The following is a 20167-nucleotide window of genomic DNA, read 5'->3' on the forward strand; positions in this document are numbered from 1 at the left end:
AGGAAAGGAGGTGAATAGATGAACCCATACACCCTTGAGCGACAACGTCAGTTGGCTTGGAAGAACGTCAAGAAGGGCGGCCTCTCCACCAAGATCGCCCGCGCCTTCTTGAAGAAACACGCCGCCGCCTAAGCGGCCTCGCTCTACCCCGAGAGGGGTAGGTCACCCATAGCACAAAAACTCACCATCAGAAAAGGGTTACCCCTATGACCAAGCAAACCAAGATCAGTGCAACCGAGGCCCGCTTTCCGCTGGCATCGCTGACACTGTCCCCGATCAACCCGCGCCAGACCGTACCGGAGGCCGAGGTTGTCGAACTGGCCGAGTCCATCTGGACCGTTGGCCTGATCCAGAGCATCGCCGGTCTGGCCGACGACAAGGGCGGCGCTGAAATTGTGGCCGGTGGACGTCGCCTGCGCGCGCTGCAATATCTGGCGAAGAAACACGACAACCTTGCCAGCATCCGCCCCGAACTGGCGAACCCGCTGGTGATGATTGCTCGGGATGTCGAAACCGCGCAGACATGGGCCAATGCGGAGAACATCACCCGCAAGAACCTGTCACCTGCCGAAGAAATCCGCGCCTATGGCAAGATGGACAAGGCCGGTGCGCACGCCGCTGGCATCGCGCGCGCCTTTGCGGTGACAGAGGGGCATGTTTACAAGCGCTTGAAACTGGCGGGCCTGCCGGAACAGGTGATCGACGCACTTGCTGCTACGGAAATCAACCTCGGCGAAGCTGCAGCCTTCACGATCTGCGACGATGCCGACCTGATCTTGCAAGTGCTGGAACAGGCCCGGAAAGGCCACCTGTCGGAATACCAGATCAAGAACATGCTGAAACCGGATGCGGTCAGCGCATCGGATCGACGGGCAAAATATGTTGGTCTGGATGCCTACAAGGAGGCCGGTGGCCGTGTGTCTGGCGACCTCTTTGCCGACAAGACCTTGCTGGATGATGAGGCAATCCTTGACCAATGCTTCGCCGACAAGCTGGCCGTGGCCGCGCGCACGATCAGGCAGGAACAAGGTTGGAAATGGGCTGAGGTTGTCGATGCGACTTACTTTGGCGGCTATGACATCGACCAGATGAAATGCGCCCGCATCTATGCCGAGCAAGGAGACCTGACTGAGAAACAGGCTGAGCGTTATGACGAACTGGCCGAGCTTACAGAGACCGACGTGCTGGATGCGGCTGGCGAGGTTGAATTGGAGGCGTTGCAAACCATTTTGGACGGTGCCTATTCTGACGTTCAAAGGGACTGCGCCGGGATCATCCTTTATGTCAGCAATTCTGGCGATTTGAGTGTTGTCGAAGGGCTGGTAAAGCCCGAGGACAAAGAGGCGGCGGTTGCTGCGGGTGTGTTGGCCGCATCGAAGCACAAGACGTCTGATGCCGCCGAGACGTCCAGTAAGCCGCGCATGTCTCAGGCGCTGGTTGATGATCTGGCCCGCGTGGTGACAGGTGCGCGCCAACACGCAGCGGTTAACGATCCTGATCTGATCCTTGCCCTGCTGGCCTTTCAGATTTCAGGTGGGGCGAAATACGGCAATCCCATCGGTCTGAACGCAAGTGATGTGCCGAACTGGCCGACCACCGAGGTCAGTGGCTACGCATTGGATGAGCGCCTGACGACACCAACTGACTGGGACGGTGATGCCTTTGACCGCGATCTGGCAAAGGCGTTCCGCAAGTTCCGCAAGAAGGGTGACGACTACGTTCAGGCTGAGTTGAACCGACATCTGGCAGGGCTTCTCAGCGGCGGCGACAAGACACTGAAAGCCCTGATCGACAAAGAGGTCAAGACAGACATCCGCGCAGTCTGGACGCCGACATTTGACAACTTCTTTAGCCGTATCGCAGGGCCTTACCTCAACGACATCTGGCGCACCGTTCTGGGTCTCAAAGAGGGCAACTATCAGCTGAACACCTTCGAAAGCCTCAAGGTGGGCGAAAAGCGCAAGAAGCTGGATGCGCTGTTCAACGATCCGGAGACCCGTGCGGCGATGAAGCTGAGCAAAGCGGTCGAGAAGCGGATCGCCACATGGGTGCCCGAGGGCATGGCCTGAGAACCGCAGGCGGGGCGCGCAAGCGCCCTGCCACACTGATAACGTTACTGCAGGCGGTAACTGGTTGAAAGCGAACGTGGAAAACAGGTGATAGTGGCGGGTTTCAGTCAGCTTTGGCTTGAATGGAGTGGCAACGTGATATATATTAATGATAGATATCAAATGGAGGCAACAATGCCAGATACAGCGGTTGCAAAAGTGTTCATGACCGGTCGGTCTCAGGCGGTTCGGTTGCCGAAAGAATTCCGGTTCAAAACCGATGAAGTGCGGATCAGGGCCGAAGGCTCAAAGGTCATTCTTGAACCCATCGAAAACGATTGGGAGTGGTTGGACGAGTTGCACAAGCTGGGTCCGCTTGATGAGGACGCCGCGCAGTCCGCCGAGGAAGATGTGGCACCGCAAGACCGCCCGGAACTGGATGTGTTCAGGTGAAATTCCTGCTCGACACCAACGCCGTCATCGGGATCATCGCGGCCAATAGCAGCCTGATTTCCCGCTTGTCAGAGCACGTACCAAGCGACTTCGCGGTGCCGTCTGTTGTCATGTATGAACTCTATTGGGGTGCATACAAAAGCGCGAAGGTCGCCGAGAATGTGGCGCGCGTCGATGCGCTTCGGTTTGAAGTGCTCGACCTGTCAGCCGCCGATGCGAAAGCCGCTGGCCTGATCCGCGCTGATCTGTACAGGAAAGGCACGCCGATAGGGGCCTATGATTTGTTGATCGCAGGGCAGGCGGTTTCGCGGTCCCTGACGCTCATCACCAATAACGTCAAAGAGTTTCGCCGGGTAGAAAATCTGATCTATGAGGACTGGCAAACATGACCAAAGTCACCACGCCAACCGCTACAGAGAGCGCAATCCGCCGTGTGTGGAAATCTGCGCAGATGTATATCGCGTTCCACAAGGATCAGAAGAAGCGCAAGCGCGAGGAACCAAAACTGTGGCCGCCCAAGAACGGCAGCGCGTCTCTGCATGATGATGTCGCCGAGCAGGAAGCCATTGTCGTCGTCAAAACCGCTGATCCTGAAAACACTCAGGATGTGCAAATCAAACTGCATCCCAGCCGGATCGTTGTGCGCCGTGATGCCGACAAATGGTGGCAGGGTGTTGCGATGGACGAACACTCGGTGACCGTCCGCATGGCCGACAACACGATCATTGAAATCCGCCATGATGGGTCAATCAAGCGCCGGTCCGCCGAGGATGAAACCCACGTTGAAGCGGATGGCAGTATTTTTAAATGGACACCGCACGCAGAGGCGATGATGACTGGCGACGGGATCGAAATGTCCCGACGTACCGACGACCGGATTGCGGCCATCACGCATGACGGCGTTGTCGATCGGGCCCGCAAGCGCTAATCTGGCTTTAATACCTCCAGATTTTCCTTCGGTTAGACTGGTGGCCCGCATCGTCGGGCCATTCTTTCGCCCTTGTGCCAGCGTCGATGTTCCTCTGGTGTCGCTTGGCACCTGGGGCTGTTGCCCCATGTGCCGGCCCGACTGGTCGCTTCGCTGTGACGTCCGCCATAGCGGCCGGAGCATCCCCGAACCGTGGCGCCAGGAACAACCACGACCCTCCGCCTCCGCCGATAGAAAAGGGCGACTTGCGTAACCACGCAATGTACCGATCTCCTGCAGGTCATTCCGTTTTGGGAAGGCCGCCAGCTCGCAGACCTGAGCAATGCGCGTGTGATGGATCGACTATGTTTCGCCACCATCAGATGTGGATCGGTGTTCAAGCCTTTCGCTCGCAGCCATCCCAGTCGTTCGTGCCGTTTCACTGGTCTGACAGTCTTCACTCTGTTGCCAATGAAGATCCTCGCTCCCCGTGTTTCTTCAAGATGAACATATGCGAGCAGTCGGGAATGGCGCTGCTGATCCGACAACAGATCAGCAGCTTCAACGGCTATTTTCCGCAACCGGGCAAGCCCGGCTTTGCATCGCGAAACAAAATAGCCGCTGACATCCCCTTCGTGCCCGCAAAAGCCATGTTCATCGAAACACTCAAAAGCGAGGATCTGACAATGGCAACTCAAACTCTGAAACTGAACGTCAAAACCGGCGAAAAAGATGGCACGAACTACTGGGACCGCTGCGGGGTTCTCTTTGTAAACACCGACGACGCAACCGGCGAAATCAAGTCAATCACCGTCAAACACAGCATGTTCCCCGGCGTTGAAATGGTGGCCTTCCCAAAACGGAATGACGAGAACGGCGTAACCGAATAACCGAAGGGCAGGGCGGCGCAAGTCGCCCGTTCCTGTGCTCCGGCTTCTGGCCGGCATCAAGATCATCTGAAGGTGATCTTGATGCTGCCACCGCAGAGCAGTGCTGGGACATGATTAGCGAAGAATCAATAGTAACGCCTGATTGCCAGATCGCATCGTGCAATCTTGAGCTGGTTTTTCCCAAGTAACTGAGTGGCCGAGAGTCAGCATAGCGATCAGGGCAAATCCCGCGCCTTCAGCGCGGGACCGCGTGCTAGGCTCCAGCCGGCCTTACCGGCTTACACCCCGAACCAGACATGCCCATTCTCTCTGCGACCCGAGTGCTGTGAAACCTGTCTCATCCGAGCCAGTGTTCACCGCGGCCGCAAGTCGCCTGGTCACGCCTGTTTCGGCCCTTCGGGTGACGCCCGTTCGCTTCGCCTTTTGCAAGGACCACGCTCGATAGACATCGAGCAAAGCGCAGACCGACAAGCGGTCTGCGGTGCTTGTTTTCCCGAGCGTCAGGGGGCCGAAAAGTTCTCGTATCTGATCGGGTCCAGGGGGAAGGCACAAAGAGAGATCCGCGCCATGGGCGCGGCTCACATTTCTCTTTCCCATGCGCCTCAAGCAGAAAAACGGCTTTCACGCGCAAAGCGCGCAAACCTTCCGTTTTTCAGCCTGACCCCCCGTCCTCCGATCAGATCCGGATCTTTTCCATCGGCCCCCCTCCTTCGCAGGGAAAAACGCGGAGGGGCGAGGGTGGCTGATGTCAGTCCAGCAGGCGTTCGGGTGAAGCCCTCACCCTTGGCCTGCTGTGTTCACAACAAACAGCAAGCGGAGAGGTCGGGCGCAGATCGACCACCGCATCACCACAGAGGAATACTCCTGATGACTTACAATCGTTACATGCGGGGCATGTCATGCGGCGGGCTGGTGACAGGGGAGGCGCTGACCAACGACCAGCTGCACCAAGCTGTCCCATCAATTTTCGCAACCGAAGGTCACGAAAGCCGCTCTGACCGCTTTGTGCCGGTTCCGACCGTGAACGTTCTGGACGGGCTGCGGAAAGAAGGGTTTGACCCGTTCTATGCCCAGCAGGCGAACACCCGTGTTCCGGGCAAGGCCGCGTTTACCAAGCACATGCTGCGGCTTCGTCACCGTTCGATCACCAATAGCGACGGCGAGTCCTTTGAAATAGTTCTGGTTAACGCCAATGACGGGACCAGCAGCTATCAGATGATCCCCGGTTATTTCCGGTTTGTCTGCGCCAATGGCCTGATGGTGGGCGATACCTTTAACGAGGTGAAGGTACGACATTCAGGAAATGCGGAATCCGAAGTCATCGAAGGCGCGTTTACCGTTCTGGACGATGCCGAAGAAATCACGGAGCAGGTGCAAGATTTTAAGGCCATCACCGTGAACGATGCGGAACGGAAGATTCTGGCCGAAGCTGCGCACCAGCTGCGTTTTCCTGAAGCGGCCAAAGAGGACGGGAAACCCGCGCCGATTGAGGCGACACGGTTGCTCAGCACGCGCCGTAACGCCGACCGCGCGTCCGATCTTTGGACCGCGTTCAACGTGGTTCAGGAAAATGTCATCCGAGGCGGGATTTACGGGCGTGTCCGCACAGCCGATGGTCGGACCCGCCGTCGGCGGACCCGCGCCGTTGCCGGGATCGACCAGAACAAAGCGCTCAATCGCGCGCTTTGGACGCTGACTGAGAAAATGGCCGAATTGAAAGGGGGTGGCGCATGAGCGCCCCCATTACCGTCCATTGCTCGAACTGCAGCGGGCAGAACGTCAAGCGGGACGCCCATGCAGAATGGAACGCAGAGCTACAGCAATGGGAGCTTGCCACTATCTATGACGCATGGGACTGCGACGATTGCGGCCATTCGGTTTCTGTCTATGAACAGACCGTTCATGACCCGTCCGTAATCAAGGCGTCGTCATGAATCCGGCGGTCAAAGATTTTGTCCGGATCATCAACGAGCTTGACCGATCCAAGCACCGGGACGAGGTTTTCCGCGATTTCTGCGAACTTTCCTATTGTGCTTTGGCAAAGCGCGCCTGCCCCGATGAAGCCCAAAGAAACGCCCTTGAGACGCAGTATATGGAGGTGGTTGGGCGCTTTCGTTACAAAGACGACATCCGCCGAATGCCGGAACTGCTGGCCATCATGGCCGGAACGATCGGCAATGGTGGGTGTGATTTTCTCGGAATGGTGGCGGGGGAACTTGGCGTGTTGGACGCCAAGCTGGGCCAGTTTTTCAAGCCTTATGAAGTGTCGCGCATGATGGCAGAAATGACCCTGATCGATGCCAAAGCGATCATCGAGGCGGAGGGGTTCATAACGATTGACGAACCCGCCGCCGGGGCGGGCGGCATGTTGCTGGCCGTGGCCGATACCATCGAGGGCATGGGGTTTGAATTGGAAACAAGTGTTTGGTTCCGTGCAACCGAGTTGTCACGCGCGACCTATCACATGGCCTATCTGCAACTCACCGCGCGCGGTCTGGCCGGGCAGGTCATTCATGGCAACAGTATCAGCTTGGAGACCTTCAAAGGTGCTTACACCGCCGCCGCGCCTGTTTTCGTCGGTGCCAATGGCGGTCCTTTCGCAAAGCAACGCGCAAAACGGGAAGCGCAGGCCAAAGCTGATGCAGAAAGAGCCGCACAAGACGAAGCGGCCCGAAAGGAGCGCATCAAAACGCTGGGTGATGGCCCCGCGATCCAAGGCGACCAGCTCAGCCTCTTCTGAGGCTGGGCTATTTCTCTTGGAATGTCGCCTCCGCTTGCGCGGTCGAGGGTTATCCAGTCTGGGCAATTTCAACCCCGGGCGAAATTGGCCTGACCGAAGCGGGCTGTAAGCAGTGACACCAAACATCTCCGCGTCAGCCTGTGGGTAACCCTCGGCCAGCGGTGCCCTGACCACCAGCGTGACATTGGAGGTTTGTCACGACAGATCAAACAGGATCAATGTACCTTTCTTTCCTGCATCGTTGTTCTAATCATGTTGGCAATTTCTTTGTCGTTCTCCAGCATCACTTGCCGGAACAACCTTCCGACGTTCACGCTCGCTCGCAATGCAGGCGGAACATCTTCCAGCAGGTCCAGAAATTCTTTTTCTACCTCACCGCCTTCAAGGGCTGAAATCTGGAACCGGATCGGAGTTCGCACGGCGTTCCTGACTTCACTGGTAGCTTTTTTGCGCTTGCTCATTGTGCATCCCCATTCAGGCTGTTTCGGATCATCGCGGCAACTTCCGCGTCGTTGTCCTGCAGGACCTCTTTGAAAAAGGCCCCGAGATTAAAGTTTTTCTGAAACGCGGCAGGTATGTTGCTGCGAACCTCTTCCAGTGCCGCCGCAATCTCACTGCCGTCTGAGGTGGATATCTGAACCCTGATCGGTTGCCCTGCCGCACTTGGCCCTTCGGATCTGGCAGGTACATCTTGCTTTGGCCTGCCCGCGGCCGGTTTGGTCCTTTTGGGTTTTGGGGTTGTTGCCTGATCTGTCACCGGCTCAATTTCCGTCTCTAAGGCAGGCTCAGATTCCGGCTTTGGAACAGGTGCAGGGTCGGTTTTTGCCTGCGTGCTCAGGTCCGTCACCGTTGGCGCGATTTCAGATTGGGGGCCGTTCAGCAGGCTATCGATGCTCTTAGGCCGGGACATACTGCACCTCGCTTTCTTCCAGCGCGTTCAGCACATAGTCGGAATTGCTCAGCGCCTTTTTGCAGCGATCCGCCATGCGCCGGGCATTCGACCTGGCCGTCTGGGTCTCCGCCTGTTCCGCGGCTTCCTCAGCAAAGCGCATCAAACGCCCGATTGTGGTTCCCGTTCGCAGCGCATCATCCATCGCGGCAGAATCGGCAATTCCGCCAATGCACGTGAACTGCTTTTCCAACGCCTGTTTGCCCTTCTGGATACCGGCTGACTGCGCGACGGATTGACGGGTGAACATAATCCGAAACTTTTCTTTCGGGTCGGCTTTGTCACCGATCTGCTGCAACGCAGCTTCGCATGATCTGTACGTGACCATGATTGGCTTGTACTCTGCCGATGAGCCATCGGACGGGCACAGCACCATGTCTGCAACAGCCATTGCCATCGCGGCGGTCATGCTGGGCTCTCCCTTGGTGTCGATCAACAGGTAGTCAAAGCCCCCCACCTTTTCTGCCTCAAGAATGTGGGCATAAGCCAGTTTCGCGTTCTCTGCGTTTTCTTTTGCAAATTGCCCCGCCTCGATCAGAAGTTCATCGGCGGGGATCGGTTCCAGACCGTTTTTCGGATTCAACCATTCCGAGAGTGTTCCTTGGGAATCCAGATCGAGGATACGGACACGTTTGCCCTGATGGTGCAAAGCGGAAGCGAAGGCGACGAGCATGGAAGATTTCCCAGCCCCGCCTTTGGAGTTTACAGCGGCATAGATTTTCAATTTGGTCTCCGGGTCTGTGCCTGAAAGCCACGCCGCGGAGCGGCGTGCCACCATCGGGCTCGCGATTGCAAGTTATCGCGCGACCCGTCACCCGCGCTGAAATCAAAGCTATTGCTTTTCTAAGCAATACTCAACCGTCTACAATCAGGAAGGCCAAAAGGGTATTGTCGAGAGACGTTTGCCATATGCCAGATGGTTGGCGATTATTACACACCTGGCGCTGGCCAATGGCATGTGCCATTTGGCAAAGACCGCCAGCCAGATGGCGACAGAATAATGGCATTTGCCACGGGCTCGGCGCCAAACGGCTATGGGTCAACGGCAGTTGTCAAACGGTCGTGCTTCGCACTGCAAACAGTCTACATCCTACGCTTTCTTTGCGGGATAATACAGATTGTGCTATCGACAATCTGTTAGACTTGCAGTCGGTCGCCAATTCAACTTACACTTGAAACACCCTACGCGCGGTCTGACGGGGCCACGCACGATTTCTGATCGTGGAGAAAGCCCCGATGCCACAAGGCGTACCCAAATCAGTCACGACAACCATGCGCTTTGATGAGGACGAACTGGCGTTCCTCAAACAACGCAGGAAAGCCATGCAGCTGCGTAGTGTGACGGGACTGGTGCGTGTCTGTATCCGCGTGGCCTTTGGTATTCCGACGAAAGAAGAATACCGAACACAGCAATTCAAAGAGCACCTGGTTCAACTGGTTGGCATGGCGAACAACCTAAACCAGATGACCCGTGCCGCCAATGCCGGAAAGTTCCGGCTCAACAAGCGCACCGAAGATCAGTTGGCCGCGATGAAGGACGAGGTTCGGGAGTTGCGCCGTCTGATCGAAGACTATTCCGACGCCGCCCATCAACGATCTTTTACCCGTGCATTGGAGATCGAGCGGCGTGCGGAAAAACAGCGTGCATCACGTGTATCCCCCAAGGTGAAGGCTAGAGCATGACCAGTCTGACCGCCGCATATGACCCGGCCTGGGAGGCGCTGTTTGGGGAGTTTCAGCTTATCCCGAACCTGAAACCGCGCCCTGGTCAAAACCCCGCGCAGTCGCGGCGTCGATCACCTCAGCGGCAGAACCCGTCCGGTGGCGCGGCTGACATGATTGCCAATGCACTTCTGACCAATCAGGCGGTGGTCAAGGTTGTCCGCGGTGGCGGTGTTACCGCATCCGGCCGTTTGGGTGGCCAGCTGTCCTACATCACGCGCAAGGGCACCGTCGAAATGGAGCGCGGCGATACCGACGAGCTGACGCATGGGATGGAGGGGTTGCGCGACGTCCAGGACGAATGGGCGAAGGACTGGGCCCGGATGGACGCGCGGGTCACGAACTACAGCTATCACGTTATTCTATCTTACCCCAAGGACACAGACCGGGAGGTCGCGAAGCAGGCCGCGCGCAGTTTCGGCGCGCGTCTGGCGAATGGCGAACACGGCGACCGCTACAAATATGTGATGGCCCATCACGACGACACCGGCCACCCACATACGCATCTGGTGATCAGCCGGGCAGGGGCGTCTGGCAAGACCCTTCAGATCAGCCGGTACGGGATCACAACGCAAGATCTGCGAGAGCTGCAGGTTGAGACCGCTCGGGACGTCGGCATTGTTCTGACCGCGACCAGCCGGTTCAGCCGCAACCTGCGCCCTGAACGCGAAAGCAGCGCGCGGGTTCATGCGCGGCACGATGGCCGGGATCTGCGCGAGCGTCCAGCTCCCGAGAAGCGCAGCGGTTTTCCGTTTTTTGGCATCGGTCGACAACAACCTGCCGCGCCGGACCAGCTGCAGGTCATGAGCGATCAGCGCAATGCAGACTATGCCGCTCTTGGTGAAACACTCCGGTCGCATCATGCCGGGGTCGAGCAGGGCATTTTCACAACCCAATACCCAGGGCGTGCCGAGACCCTGGGGGCCATAAGCCATGCTGTACTCGGCGCAGCATCAATCCTGGTGACGGACGGGGTTCTTAGATCAGAGGAAATCGACATGAATCAACAAGTCGCCAACCAGATGGACCCGACACATGCCCCGGCCATTGATGATGAGATGAAGGCCATTGGAACCGATGTCCGTGAGTTTATCACGAGAATGGAGGCCAAAGCCGAAGTCATGGAGGACGAGGACAAGCGCAGCCAGACAGAGGCCGCAATTTCGCGTGTCCTGCGGGATTATGAACCGCTTATGGATGAAGAGACTAAGACGTTCTTTGGCAAGCGCCTGGAGCGGGACGATGAAATTGAAGTCGGCCGCGAGGACGTTGATCCGACACGCCAGCGCCGGGCTGCAGAACAAGACGCATCAGATCCCACGCGCACCCAACCCATCGGACAGGCGCAGGAAGACTCAGATCGTCGGGAGCGCGTCGATGCAAACGCTCCGCGCGCTGCTGCCACCAAGGCAATGCTGAAGGATGCCGACAGGCAAGTGGCCGAACGGTTCGAGGCCATGGGCATTAATGGCGATCTGGTGTTGTCGCGTATCCGCAATGGCGCTGACGTGGACAAGCAGACCCGAGAGAACTGGTTTGAGCGCGATGTAAAGACCTTGGCCAACGCGCATTCGCTCAGCGAGAACCAGGCGCGGATCGACATGAAGGCCGCGTATAAAGATGCTTCTGAGATCTACCGCGATGCCCGGGACGAGATCCGTGACATCAACTGCGCCTTTGCAGAGGGCAGGGGTGACGACTTCCTGCAGGAGAAAATCAAGACTGGTGTTCAGGATGAAATCCAGACCATGAAGAGGCAGGGCTTTGACCGGGCCGCGATTGGTGGGCGGTTGCTTGAGATTGAAGACCGGGTGCAGGAGCGGGTGACAGGTCGCGCACCGGATCTTGTCGAAAGAGACGCGCGCCCCGGCCCGGAACAGCAAGGGCAGGCACCAAATAAAAAAGCTGTCAGTTCAGCCCCGCAACGTCCTGACCTGGACGCAGGTGTGCGGGGGCAAATTATCGGGACCGGCGACGCGCTGTTCAAAGAAGACGAGAAAGACAGCCTGTCGCCTTATGTTGATCTGAATGTGGACGGCCGGGACAGAGCTTTCCGCGTCTGGGGCGTCGATCTGCCCGACATGATGCAGCGCGAAAATCTCAACGTCGGTGACACGGCCACGCTTGCCCATGACGGCTACAAGAGGGTGACGGTCAGCAAGATCGACCCCGTGACCGGCGAAAAGAAAAGCATCGAGGCAAACCGCCGGGCCTGGAAAGCAACCGACATCGAGCGCGCACCACGCGACAACGATCGGCCACGGGAACAGCCCATGCTGTCCGATGCCACGAATGCAAAGGCAGGCGCGAAGACCCAGCAGGCCCGCGCCGTTCGGCAGGAGGTCTCGATAGAAACCGGTGTCACGGGTGTCATCGTCGATGCCAAAGAGGCTTTGGTGCGCCCTGATGATCCAAACAGCAAATCGTTCTATGTCGATATGAAGGTCGAAGGCAAAGATGAGCCGGAACGGATCTGGGGCACCGCTCTGCAAGACCAGATGGCACGGAACAACGTCTCAATCGGTGACACCGCCACGTTCGTAAAAGCGGGCAAAGAGGAAGTCACCCGCTCACGCCGGAACCCCGAGACCGACGAGCCAGAGCGCGTCAACGTCACCCGAACGGCCTGGGATGTGAAAAACCTTGATCGGCAGATTGACCGTGATCCTGCGGTGCAAGAGCAGCGACGTAGGAAACGGGAAGAACGCGCCAAGGGCGACCGGAGCGTGAGCCGATGAGCCGCCATCTGGAAAGCACGTTGCATCGGGTGTTCGGAGGGCAATTGCTCTCCGATCCTCTCCTGTCTGAAATCGTGCTGAATCCAGACGGCAGACTCTGGATCGAGCGCAGTGGCGAGCCCGCCATGCGTCAGCTGGACGAGCCCATGGGAGAAGACGACGCTTTGGCGCTCGCGCAGGACCTGGCCGGTGAAAATCCCATTTCCAGCAAAACGCCACTGGCCGGTTCGCAGTTCGAAATCGGCGGGTCACTGTGGCGGGCGCAGGTTGCAGTCAAACCCGCCGTGGAAGATGGTGTTGCCTTTGCCTTGCGTCGAGCCGTGGCAAAGCAACTCTCGCTCGATGATCTGATGCAGGGCTTGCCGGACCTGGACGCCAATATGGACGATCTGAAATCCGGCGTTGATCCCGCCGATGAGGCTGTTTTCGCCGCCTACGAGAACAAGGGTTTTGGCGATTTCCTGCGCGCAGCCGTCAAGGCTAAGTGGAACATCCTTTTGTCGGGCGGGACATCATCCGGCAAAACGACATGGTTGCGCGCCTGTCTGGGCGAAGTTGACCCTTCAGAGCGGATCATGACCATTGAGGATGTGTTGGAAATCCGGCCCAGCCAGCCCAATGCGGTGTCTCTGGTGGTCAACAAGAACGCATCGAGCAGCGATCTATTGAAAGCCTGTCTGCGATTTCGGCCGGAGCGGATCATCATGGGGGAACTGCGCGGTGCCGAAGCCTATGATTTTCTGTCCGCAATCAACTCAGGCCACCCGGGCGGCATTTCGACCTTGCATGCGGCCTCGCCGGAATCTGCGCTTTCTCGTTTGGCGCTGATGGTCATGCAGGCAGATACCGGACTGACCTATTCCGAAATCCTTGAATACTGCCGCTCGATGATCGACGTGATTGTGCAGTTTCGAAAAACCGGGGATCAACGGCGACCGGTTGCCGTCAGGGTGCTCAGGCGGAAAGCGGCATAGGTTTTTGAACGTCCGATGGAGAAGTGGCTGAAGTCAGTTATTACGGTCGCTCAGATCTCCCGTAAGGCCAAGCCGACATTCAAGCAACCTGCGGTGAAGTTCTGCAAGGAGCCCAAAGGATCAAATGCTGCGCGTTCAACGAAGGTCAACTTGACGAAAAAAGCGCCCTACGTTTGCCAGACGAAATTTGAACATAGGCGCGAAGCCATCCTCATGCTAATTTTAGAGAGGATTTGTAGGGCGGGAAGCTGTTGGATCGCCAGCACACAAAAGAGATTGACCGTGTCTTAAGCGGGTTCGATACAGGGAGAGACCGGCTTGTCGCGGACAGCTGGCAGCGCTGTGTTGAAACCTATGGTATGGATCCCTCACGGCGGGAACCCGCGCATATCCTGCCTGACACCAAATTTCGTGAACATCTGGAGCAATCGGAACGTCTGATCGCAACAGCGCGCTCGGGGCTGCAATCGTTGTTTGCGCAGGTTGCAGGGCAGAACTACGTCCTGCTGCTTGCTGATGCGGATGGCGTCTGCGTCGATTTCTTTGGCGACCGGAACTTTGAGGACGAACTCAGAACTGCCGGGCTTCATCTGGGATTCAAGTGGACGGAAGAGTTGGCAGGAACGAACGGGGTAGGGTCGTGCATCGTTACAGGTCAGCCGGTGACGATCCATCAGGGGGATCATTTTTCGATCACGCATACGCCGCTGTCTTGTACGGCAGCGCCTATTTTCGATACCAAAGGTGGTCTTGCGGCTGTTCTGGATGTTTCGTTGTTGCGTGGCCCTTCGCCTAAGGCGTCGCAGAATCTGGCCATGACATTGGTGACGAATTCTGCCCGTCGCGTCGAGATGGCAAACCTGATGGCATCGACCAGGCGCGATTGGGTCCTGCGCTTTTCAGCAAGCCCCGAATTTCTTGAGGTCGATCCTGAAGCGGCGGTTGCAGTGGACGGAAGCGGCAAGATCATTGGTATGACCTCGGGGGCCCGACGCGCACTGGACCCGGACGGTTCGGGCCAGTTGATCGGGTCGCAATTGCAGGACTGGCTTGAAATCAGTGTTGATGACATGCCGGAGTTCATGCGCGGCAGACCGTCCGAAGACCGCGTTCTACACCTCAAGGACGGGCGCGCGCTCTATGGTCATGCCGTTGCGCCACAAACGTCGCAGATGACGGCGGCCCTGCGCAAGCGAGAACAGGTTCTGCCCGGAGCCCTTGGCAGTTTTGCGGGGCCGGATGCGGACCTTCAGCAGCTTTTGAACAATGCTGCGCGTCTTGCACCGACCAGCCTGCCGCTTTTGCTGACTGGTGAAAGCGGCACCGGTAAGACCAAACTGGCGCGTGCGATCCACATGGCCGATCCTGCGAGACAGGATTTCCACACAGTGATCTGCTGCGATACCGAGACATTCGATTTCTGCCAAACCATCGACCCCGGCACGCTGTTCCTGCGCGGTGTCGATGACCTGAGCGAGCCTGCACAGGCCTCTCTTTTAGCAGTGCTTGAGCGGCGGGCTGATCTGAGGATCATTGCCTCATGTCGGCAGCCCCCGGCGGGATTGCAGGGAGGTCTGCGTGAAGATCTGCTGCACCGGATTGCGGGGGCCACATTTTCTCTGCCGCCTTTGCGCCACCGAGCGGATTTGGATTGGCTAATTGATCGCCTGCTTCGACGGTTTGCAAGCCATGATATTCACCTGTCGACAGTCGCGCGCGCCGATCTGAAATCACGACTATGGAGCGGCAATATTCGTGAATTGGAACATCTGATGCACAGCGCGGTCGCCCTGTGTCAGGACAACATCATCGACTTGACGGATTTGCCCGCCCCGGCGCTCGCCCCTGCACAAAAACTGGACTCAGATGATCTGGAAGCACTGCTGCGTGCTTGCGATTGGAACATGTCTCAAGTGGCGCGACGCCTTGGCGTGAACCGGTCGACAATCCTGCGCCGTGTGCGAAAGGCCGGGCTTAGACCGCCCGCTTGAACGCATATGTAACCGTGTTGCGCCCTTGTTGCGCGCGCAACAAGCCCTTGCATTTTTGGACTGAACTAAGTGTTGAGGCGCCAAATCCGCTTGCCCGAAGGGTCGCGGATTTGCCAGCCTTCTGCTCCGTGGAGATAGGGAGGATGACATGCTCGACACAACACTCTCGGATCAGGTTCAGGGGTTTCTCGATGACTTCGGTGCGGCGTTGTCCCAAGGTGATATCGATGCCGCCTGCGATATGTTCCAGGACGATTGCTATTGGCGCGATCTGGTCAGCTTTACCTGGAATATTAAAACGGTCGAAGGCAAGGCGCAGGTGGCAGATATGCTTTCGCATCAGTTGGCCACAACCAAGCCGAGTGGTTGGAAAATAGCCGAAGGTGAAGTTCCAACTGAAGACGGCGGAATAACCACCGCTTGGATCGAGTTCGAAACCGAAGTGGCACGCGGCTACGGGTTGATCCGCCTCAAGGATGGCAAGATATGGACATTGCTGACCACGATGGTCGAGCTGAAAGGTCATGAAGAGCCCAAAGGGTTCAACCGCCCACTTGGGGCCAAGCATGGTGCGGGGAAACACAGGACCACATGGGCCGAAGAACGAACGCAGGAAGAGGCTGAACTGGGATACGAAACACAGCCCTACTGCGTCATCATCGGCGGTGGTCAGGGCGGGATCGCTATGGGCGCGCGGCTGCGTCAGCTGGGTGTGCCGACGATCATCGTTGAACGGAATGACCGGCCGGGCGACAGTTGGCGCAATCGCTACAAATCCCTCTGCCTGCATGATCCGGTCTGGTATGACCATCTGCCTTATATCAAGTTTCCGGAAAACTGGCCCGTGTTCTCGCCCAAGGACAAGATCGGCGACTGGCTTGAGATGTACACCAAAGTGATGGAGCTGAATTATTGGACGCGCACGACGGCCAAATCCGCCACCTTCGATGAAGACAAGGGCAAATGGACCATCACGGTGGACCGGGATGGCGAAGAGGTGGTGTTGCGGCCCAAGCAGTTGATCATGGCGACGGGTATGTCCGGCAAGAAACGCATGCCTGATTTTCCGGGTATGGATGTTTTCAAGGGTGAGCAGGCACATTCCTCGGAACATGAAGGTCCCGACAAATGGGCCGGTAAAAAAGTCGTTGTGGTGGGGTCCAACAACTCGGCCCATGACATCTGTGCGGCGCTTTGGGAAAACGATGCCGATGTGACAATGGTTCAACGGTCCTCAACCCATATCGTCCGTTCGGACACCCTCATGGAAATCGGATTGGGCGATCTGTATTCGGAACGTGCAGTGCGGTCTGGCATGACGACCGAAAAGGCCGATCTGATCTTTGCGTCTTTGCCCTATCGCATTCTGCATGAATTCCAGATTCCGGCATATGCCGCGATGAAAGAGCAGGACAAAGAGTTCTATGACGGGTTGGAAAAGGCCGGGTTCTGGCTGGACTGGGGCGATGACGACAGTGGACTGTTCATGAAATACCTGCGTCGCGGATCGGGCTACTACATCGATATCGGGGCCAGCCAGTTGATCATTGACGGCGAGATCAAGCTGAAACGCGGTCAGGTCACCGCGCTTGATGAAACCGGAGTCATCCTTGATGACGACACGCATCTGGATGCCGATCTGGTGGTCTATGCGACCGGGTATAATTCGATGAACGGCTGGGTCGCGGACCTGATGGGTCAGGATATGGCAGATCGGCTTGGGAAATGCTGGGGTCTGGGCTCTGACACAACCAAGGACCCGGGGCCCTGGGAAGGCGAGCAACGCAATATGTGGAAGCCGACACAGGTTCAGAACCTTTGGATGCATGGTGGAAACCTGCATCAGTCCCGGCATTATTCACAGTTCCTGTCGCTACAGATAAAGGCCCGGATGGAGGGTATCCCGACGCCCGTTTACGGCCTTCAAAAAGTGCATCATCTCGGTTAAAGCATGCGCTACAACCAGAAGCGGACTTTCAAGTCATTCAATTGAAAGTCCGCACTTCGCGAGTTCAAGCGGCCTTTGATTTTGCGCTCGCAGCGAACGGCATGTGTGGATTAGATCCGACCGGGGGGTTTTGCGAGCCGCAGCGCTTCAACCGAATTGCAGCTCAGAGCGCGCGGAGATTTAGACAGGGCATTGCCAAGTTGTTTGCCAGCGGTTGCAAAGAGCCTTAGCTGGCGAGTTCAGGTGGTCAACTCAAGTGCAAAGCCATTCCAAAGGTCGTGCGCGTCCGATCGGGCATGACGGTATGAGATGGTAGAGAGTTGATAGCGGCGGGGTCGGAATACTGTGTTGATCTGGCCGTGAGCGGCAAGGAACCCTTGTGCGTGCCGTGGAGATTTGAAACGACCCATCAGCTTTTCACGCTTTCGAGTGGGTCTGTGTGATCCTTCGATCCGATTGTTCAACCCTTTGTGTGCTCGATGATCCGCACCCGGCGCGAGATCACGGATCGGTTTGAAATAGCTTCTCAACTTATCCGTAATCACAACACGAGGTTCGCTGAATTGCAAAATCAATCGCTTCAGAAAGCGTCGGGCAGCCTTAGCGCTACGCCGTGGTTGGACGAGGATATCAAGCGTATCTCCGTTCGCATCCACCGCCCGCCAAAGCCAGCATTTCCTACCGTTGATCAGAATGACAACTTCGTCCAAATGCCATTTGTTGGCAGCGGCTGGCCGGTCTCGCCTGATGCAATCTGCGAAATGCCGACCAAAACGGTTGACCCATTGCCGGATCGCTTCCCGACTGACCATTACACCGCGCTCCGCGAGCAGATCTTCAACATCGGCAGCGCTGAGAGCAAACCGGTGATAGACCCAGACCGCATAGGCGATGATCTCACGCGGAAAACGAAAGCCCTTCAGGCGCGGCATCTTGGACGGCAACTTCATGCGTGAGACCTAATCAGATCACAACACGCAAACAAGTTGGCAATGCCGTTCTACGACCTGCTGCGGCCCAAAGCGATTGCCGAGGCCCAAACCGATGTGCCTGTCACCTATCGCGAACATCCCGGCTATAACCACAGCTATTACTTCGTCGCCAGTTTTGCCGAGGATCACGTCAACTGGCACGCCGACCGGCTGGGGTGACGAAATCTCCGTCGCGCCAACCGGAAAAACCTGGCGCGTCGGATCACTGACAACAGTGGAGAAGCGTGATGCAGAACATAGATTCTGCGACCTGGGATAAGTGGTATACGCATGGCTCGCCCAAAGATATTGCCCGCAGAGGAAAGTTACGCACTTTCCTTCTTGGCCAAAACCCGTGGGTCAACTGCGGGCCGGGCGGCGTTGTTTAGATCAACTCGGAAAACGGTGACGCGCTTCGGGTGTGAGCGATACCTGAACTGCGACTCCTATTGACGAGCAGGGTAGGGTGGTCGGCCCATTTCCTCCATCATCTTTTCCCTGAACACCTCAGCGGGTGTCTTCCATCCCAGGCATTTTCTGGGCGTTGCGTTGAGGCGGTCACAGATCATTTTCAAATATGATCTGAGACCGCCGTGATGTCGCACTTAAACGAGGGTTTCATGGAACCAGATAGTGTGGATTGCGACAAAGGTTCCGTTCGTTGTAGCTTCAGTTCACTTGGCAACCTGAATGGTGTTTCATAGGGTCGTACCCTGTTGCCGAAATTTGGCTACTTTAGGCGGCACAGAATTCCATGATGGCTTCCAACCACAGTATTGAAATCAAGAGGCCACGAATCCCGGTTGAAACTCGACGGAACTGGCAGCGGATTGTCGACCTTATTGCGGAACTGGCAGAAGTCCCGGCAAGCCTCGTGATGAAAACCGACGCGCCAAGGCACTCGGTTTACCTCAGCAACCAGTCGGACGCACATCCTTACAAACACGGTCTAACCTTCACACTTAGCGATAAACTGTATTGTGAGTCAGTTATTAAGGATGGAGAACTAGTCGTTGAAGACGCACGCTCGGATCCTCGTTGGGCCGACAACGACGACCTGGAACATGGAATGAGTTTCTATGTCGGGTACCCATTGCGTTGGCCCGATCACTCCATCTTTGGGACAATTTGTGTCTTGGACCGTCACTTGAATCACCGTGTGCTCCGGTTTCAACGCGCGTTGGAGGAGTTTGCGCGCGTCATCGAGGCCGATTTGTCTTTGTTGACGGAGATTGAGCATCGAAAATCCCTTGAACAGAAGCTCACAGAGACGCTCGAAAATACTGAAAAACGTGTGCTTGACCGAACCCAGGACCTCGAAGAGTCCAATGCCGCACTGAAAGTTCTATTGCGCAGTGTTGAAAATGCCCGTGAAGAATACGACCAGCGTTTCGTGGCCCAGATCAAGGGTATGGTTATGCCCGCATTGTCGAAACTGCGTGCGCGTGTGGAAAATGATCTGACGGCCAAAAGCTATGTTCAGATGGTGGAAGAAAACCTGGCTGCCATCTCTGCGGATATGTCCGGGCAGCTGCTCAGTGTTTTTGATCAGCTGACACCCGCTGAACAGGATGTCGCGCAGCTGATCATTCAAGGACACTCAACCAAGGATATCGCGCGCATTTTATCACGCGGTTACAGCACCATTGAGTTTCATCGCAACAATATCCGCGACAAAATGGGGCTCCGAAAATCTGGCAAGAATCTGCGTACCGAGTTGATGGCTCGTGGCGGTTGACTATGGGGTAATACCCCATGTTTCCCCCATGATATTCCAATGGTTCGGCGATTGGGTGCAGTGCTAACCTAAACGTGTGATCCAACAAAAGTTGAACA

The 20167-nt window shown here is 56.8% G+C and carries 19 protein-coding genes and 1 pseudogene; 15 read left to right on the plus strand and 5 right to left on the minus strand.

Features of this window, described 5'->3' with window-relative positions; genetic code table 11:
- Positions 1–206 precede the first annotated feature (206 nt).
- The 8 genes from ACR0LN_RS11815 to ACR0LN_RS11850 all read left to right on the plus strand — a co-directional run bounded on the left by ACR0LN_RS11815 (position 207) and on the right by ACR0LN_RS11850 (position 7038).
- Positions 207–2069 carry a ParB/RepB/Spo0J family partition protein gene (locus ACR0LN_RS11815; RefSeq protein WP_480429913.1) on the plus strand — a complete coding sequence of 621 codons (1863 nt, stop codon included), beginning with the start codon at positions 207–209 and terminating at the stop codon, positions 2067–2069.
- A gap of 174 nt (positions 2070–2243) precedes the next feature.
- Entirely contained in the window at positions 2244–2501 is a 258-nt protein-coding gene (locus tag ACR0LN_RS11820) for an antitoxin (protein ID WP_480429914.1), read from the plus strand.
- Positions 2498–2890, plus strand: a complete 393-nt coding sequence (locus ACR0LN_RS11825) for a PIN domain-containing protein (protein WP_480429915.1) — start codon at positions 2498–2500, stop codon at positions 2888–2890. Before ACR0LN_RS11820 ends, ACR0LN_RS11825 begins: the two co-directional genes overlap by 4 nt.
- A complete protein-coding gene (locus ACR0LN_RS11830; RefSeq protein WP_480429916.1) occupies positions 2887–3429 on the plus strand; it encodes a hypothetical protein in 543 nt (180 codons plus the stop codon). The genes ACR0LN_RS11825 and ACR0LN_RS11830 overlap by 4 nt, the downstream gene beginning before the upstream one ends.
- A 506-nt stretch (positions 3430–3935) precedes the next feature.
- Positions 3936–4298: a hypothetical protein gene (locus ACR0LN_RS11835; protein WP_480429917.1), complete on the plus strand. Its 363-nt coding sequence runs from the start codon at positions 3936–3938 to the stop codon at positions 4296–4298.
- 867 nt (positions 4299–5165) lie between these two features.
- Positions 5166–6032, plus strand: coding sequence for a DUF932 domain-containing protein (locus ACR0LN_RS11840; protein WP_480429918.1), 867 nt, complete (start codon positions 5166–5168; stop codon positions 6030–6032).
- Positions 6029–6232, plus strand: coding sequence for a hypothetical protein (locus tag ACR0LN_RS11845; protein WP_480429919.1), 204 nt, complete (start codon positions 6029–6031; stop codon positions 6230–6232). The genes ACR0LN_RS11840 and ACR0LN_RS11845 overlap by 4 nt, the downstream gene beginning before the upstream one ends.
- Positions 6229–7038: an N-6 DNA methylase gene (locus ACR0LN_RS11850; RefSeq protein WP_480429920.1), complete on the plus strand. Its 810-nt coding sequence runs from the start codon at positions 6229–6231 to the stop codon at positions 7036–7038. The genes ACR0LN_RS11845 and ACR0LN_RS11850 overlap by 4 nt, the downstream gene beginning before the upstream one ends.
- 215 nt (positions 7039–7253) lie before the next feature.
- Here ACR0LN_RS11850 and ACR0LN_RS11855 read toward each other — a convergent pair whose 3' ends face one another.
- Genes ACR0LN_RS11855 through ACR0LN_RS11865 form a run of 3 tightly spaced genes read right to left on the minus strand, consistent with a single transcriptional unit; the run spans position 7254 to position 8765 of the window.
- Positions 7254–7499 (minus strand): hypothetical protein, encoded by a 246-nt coding sequence (locus ACR0LN_RS11855; protein ID WP_480429921.1) that lies wholly within the window; start codon positions 7497–7499, stop codon positions 7254–7256.
- Positions 7496–7948, minus strand: coding sequence for a hypothetical protein (locus ACR0LN_RS11860; RefSeq protein WP_480429922.1), 453 nt, complete (start codon positions 7946–7948; stop codon positions 7496–7498). The genes ACR0LN_RS11855 and ACR0LN_RS11860 overlap by 4 nt, the downstream gene beginning before the upstream one ends.
- Positions 7935–8765 (minus strand): AAA family ATPase, encoded by an 831-nt coding sequence (locus ACR0LN_RS11865; protein ID WP_480429923.1) that lies wholly within the window; start codon positions 8763–8765, stop codon positions 7935–7937. Before ACR0LN_RS11865 ends, ACR0LN_RS11860 begins: the two co-directional genes overlap by 14 nt.
- Before the next feature lie 458 nt (positions 8766–9223).
- Here ACR0LN_RS11865 and ACR0LN_RS11870 point away from each other — a divergent pair, with 458 nt between their 5' ends.
- From ACR0LN_RS11870 to ACR0LN_RS11890, 5 genes are all read left to right on the plus strand, one after another.
- Positions 9224–9670, plus strand: coding sequence for a MobC family plasmid mobilization relaxosome protein (locus ACR0LN_RS11870; protein ID WP_480429924.1), 447 nt, complete (start codon positions 9224–9226; stop codon positions 9668–9670).
- The gene (locus ACR0LN_RS11875) at positions 9667–12447 is read left to right on the plus strand and encodes a relaxase/mobilization nuclease domain-containing protein (RefSeq protein ID WP_480429925.1); all 2781 of its coding nucleotides are present in this window, start codon (positions 9667–9669) and stop codon (positions 12445–12447) included. Before ACR0LN_RS11870 ends, ACR0LN_RS11875 begins: the two co-directional genes overlap by 4 nt.
- On the plus strand, positions 12444–13421 hold the full coding sequence (locus ACR0LN_RS11880; protein WP_480429926.1) for an ATPase, T2SS/T4P/T4SS family: 978 nt from the start codon (positions 12444–12446) through the stop codon (positions 13419–13421). Before ACR0LN_RS11875 ends, ACR0LN_RS11880 begins: the two co-directional genes overlap by 4 nt.
- Positions 13422–13672: 251 nt before the next feature.
- Entirely contained in the window at positions 13673–15412 is a 1740-nt protein-coding gene (locus ACR0LN_RS11885; protein ID WP_480429927.1) for a sigma-54-dependent Fis family transcriptional regulator, read from the plus strand.
- Between the two features lie 148 nt (positions 15413–15560).
- Entirely contained in the window at positions 15561–17360 is a 1800-nt protein-coding gene (locus ACR0LN_RS11890) for an NAD(P)-binding domain-containing protein (protein ID WP_480429928.1), read from the plus strand.
- Between the two features lie 239 nt (positions 17361–17599).
- Here the strand turns inward: ACR0LN_RS11890 and ACR0LN_RS11895 are convergent, their stop codons facing one another.
- Positions 17600–18310: an IS6 family transposase gene (locus tag ACR0LN_RS11895; protein WP_480429929.1), complete on the minus strand. Its 711-nt coding sequence runs from the start codon at positions 18308–18310 to the stop codon at positions 17600–17602.
- Between the two features lie 42 nt (positions 18311–18352).
- Between ACR0LN_RS11895 and ACR0LN_RS11900 the strand changes: the two genes are divergently transcribed.
- The gene (locus ACR0LN_RS11900; protein ID WP_480429930.1) at positions 18353–18511 is read left to right on the plus strand and encodes a hypothetical protein; all 159 of its coding nucleotides are present in this window, start codon (positions 18353–18355) and stop codon (positions 18509–18511) included.
- Between the two features lie 266 nt (positions 18512–18777).
- Here the strand turns inward: ACR0LN_RS11900 and ACR0LN_RS11905 are convergent.
- A pseudogene (locus tag ACR0LN_RS11905) lies at positions 18778–18944 on the minus strand (IS30 family transposase); the annotation flags it as partial.
- A gap of 141 nt (positions 18945–19085) precedes the next feature.
- Between ACR0LN_RS11905 and ACR0LN_RS11910 the strand changes: the two are divergent.
- Positions 19086–20069: a LuxR C-terminal-related transcriptional regulator gene (locus tag ACR0LN_RS11910; protein WP_480429931.1), complete on the plus strand. Its 984-nt coding sequence runs from the start codon at positions 19086–19088 to the stop codon at positions 20067–20069.
- Positions 20070–20167: the final 98 nt, after the last annotated feature.

This window comes from Ruegeria sp. AA6, assembly GCF_056542865.1.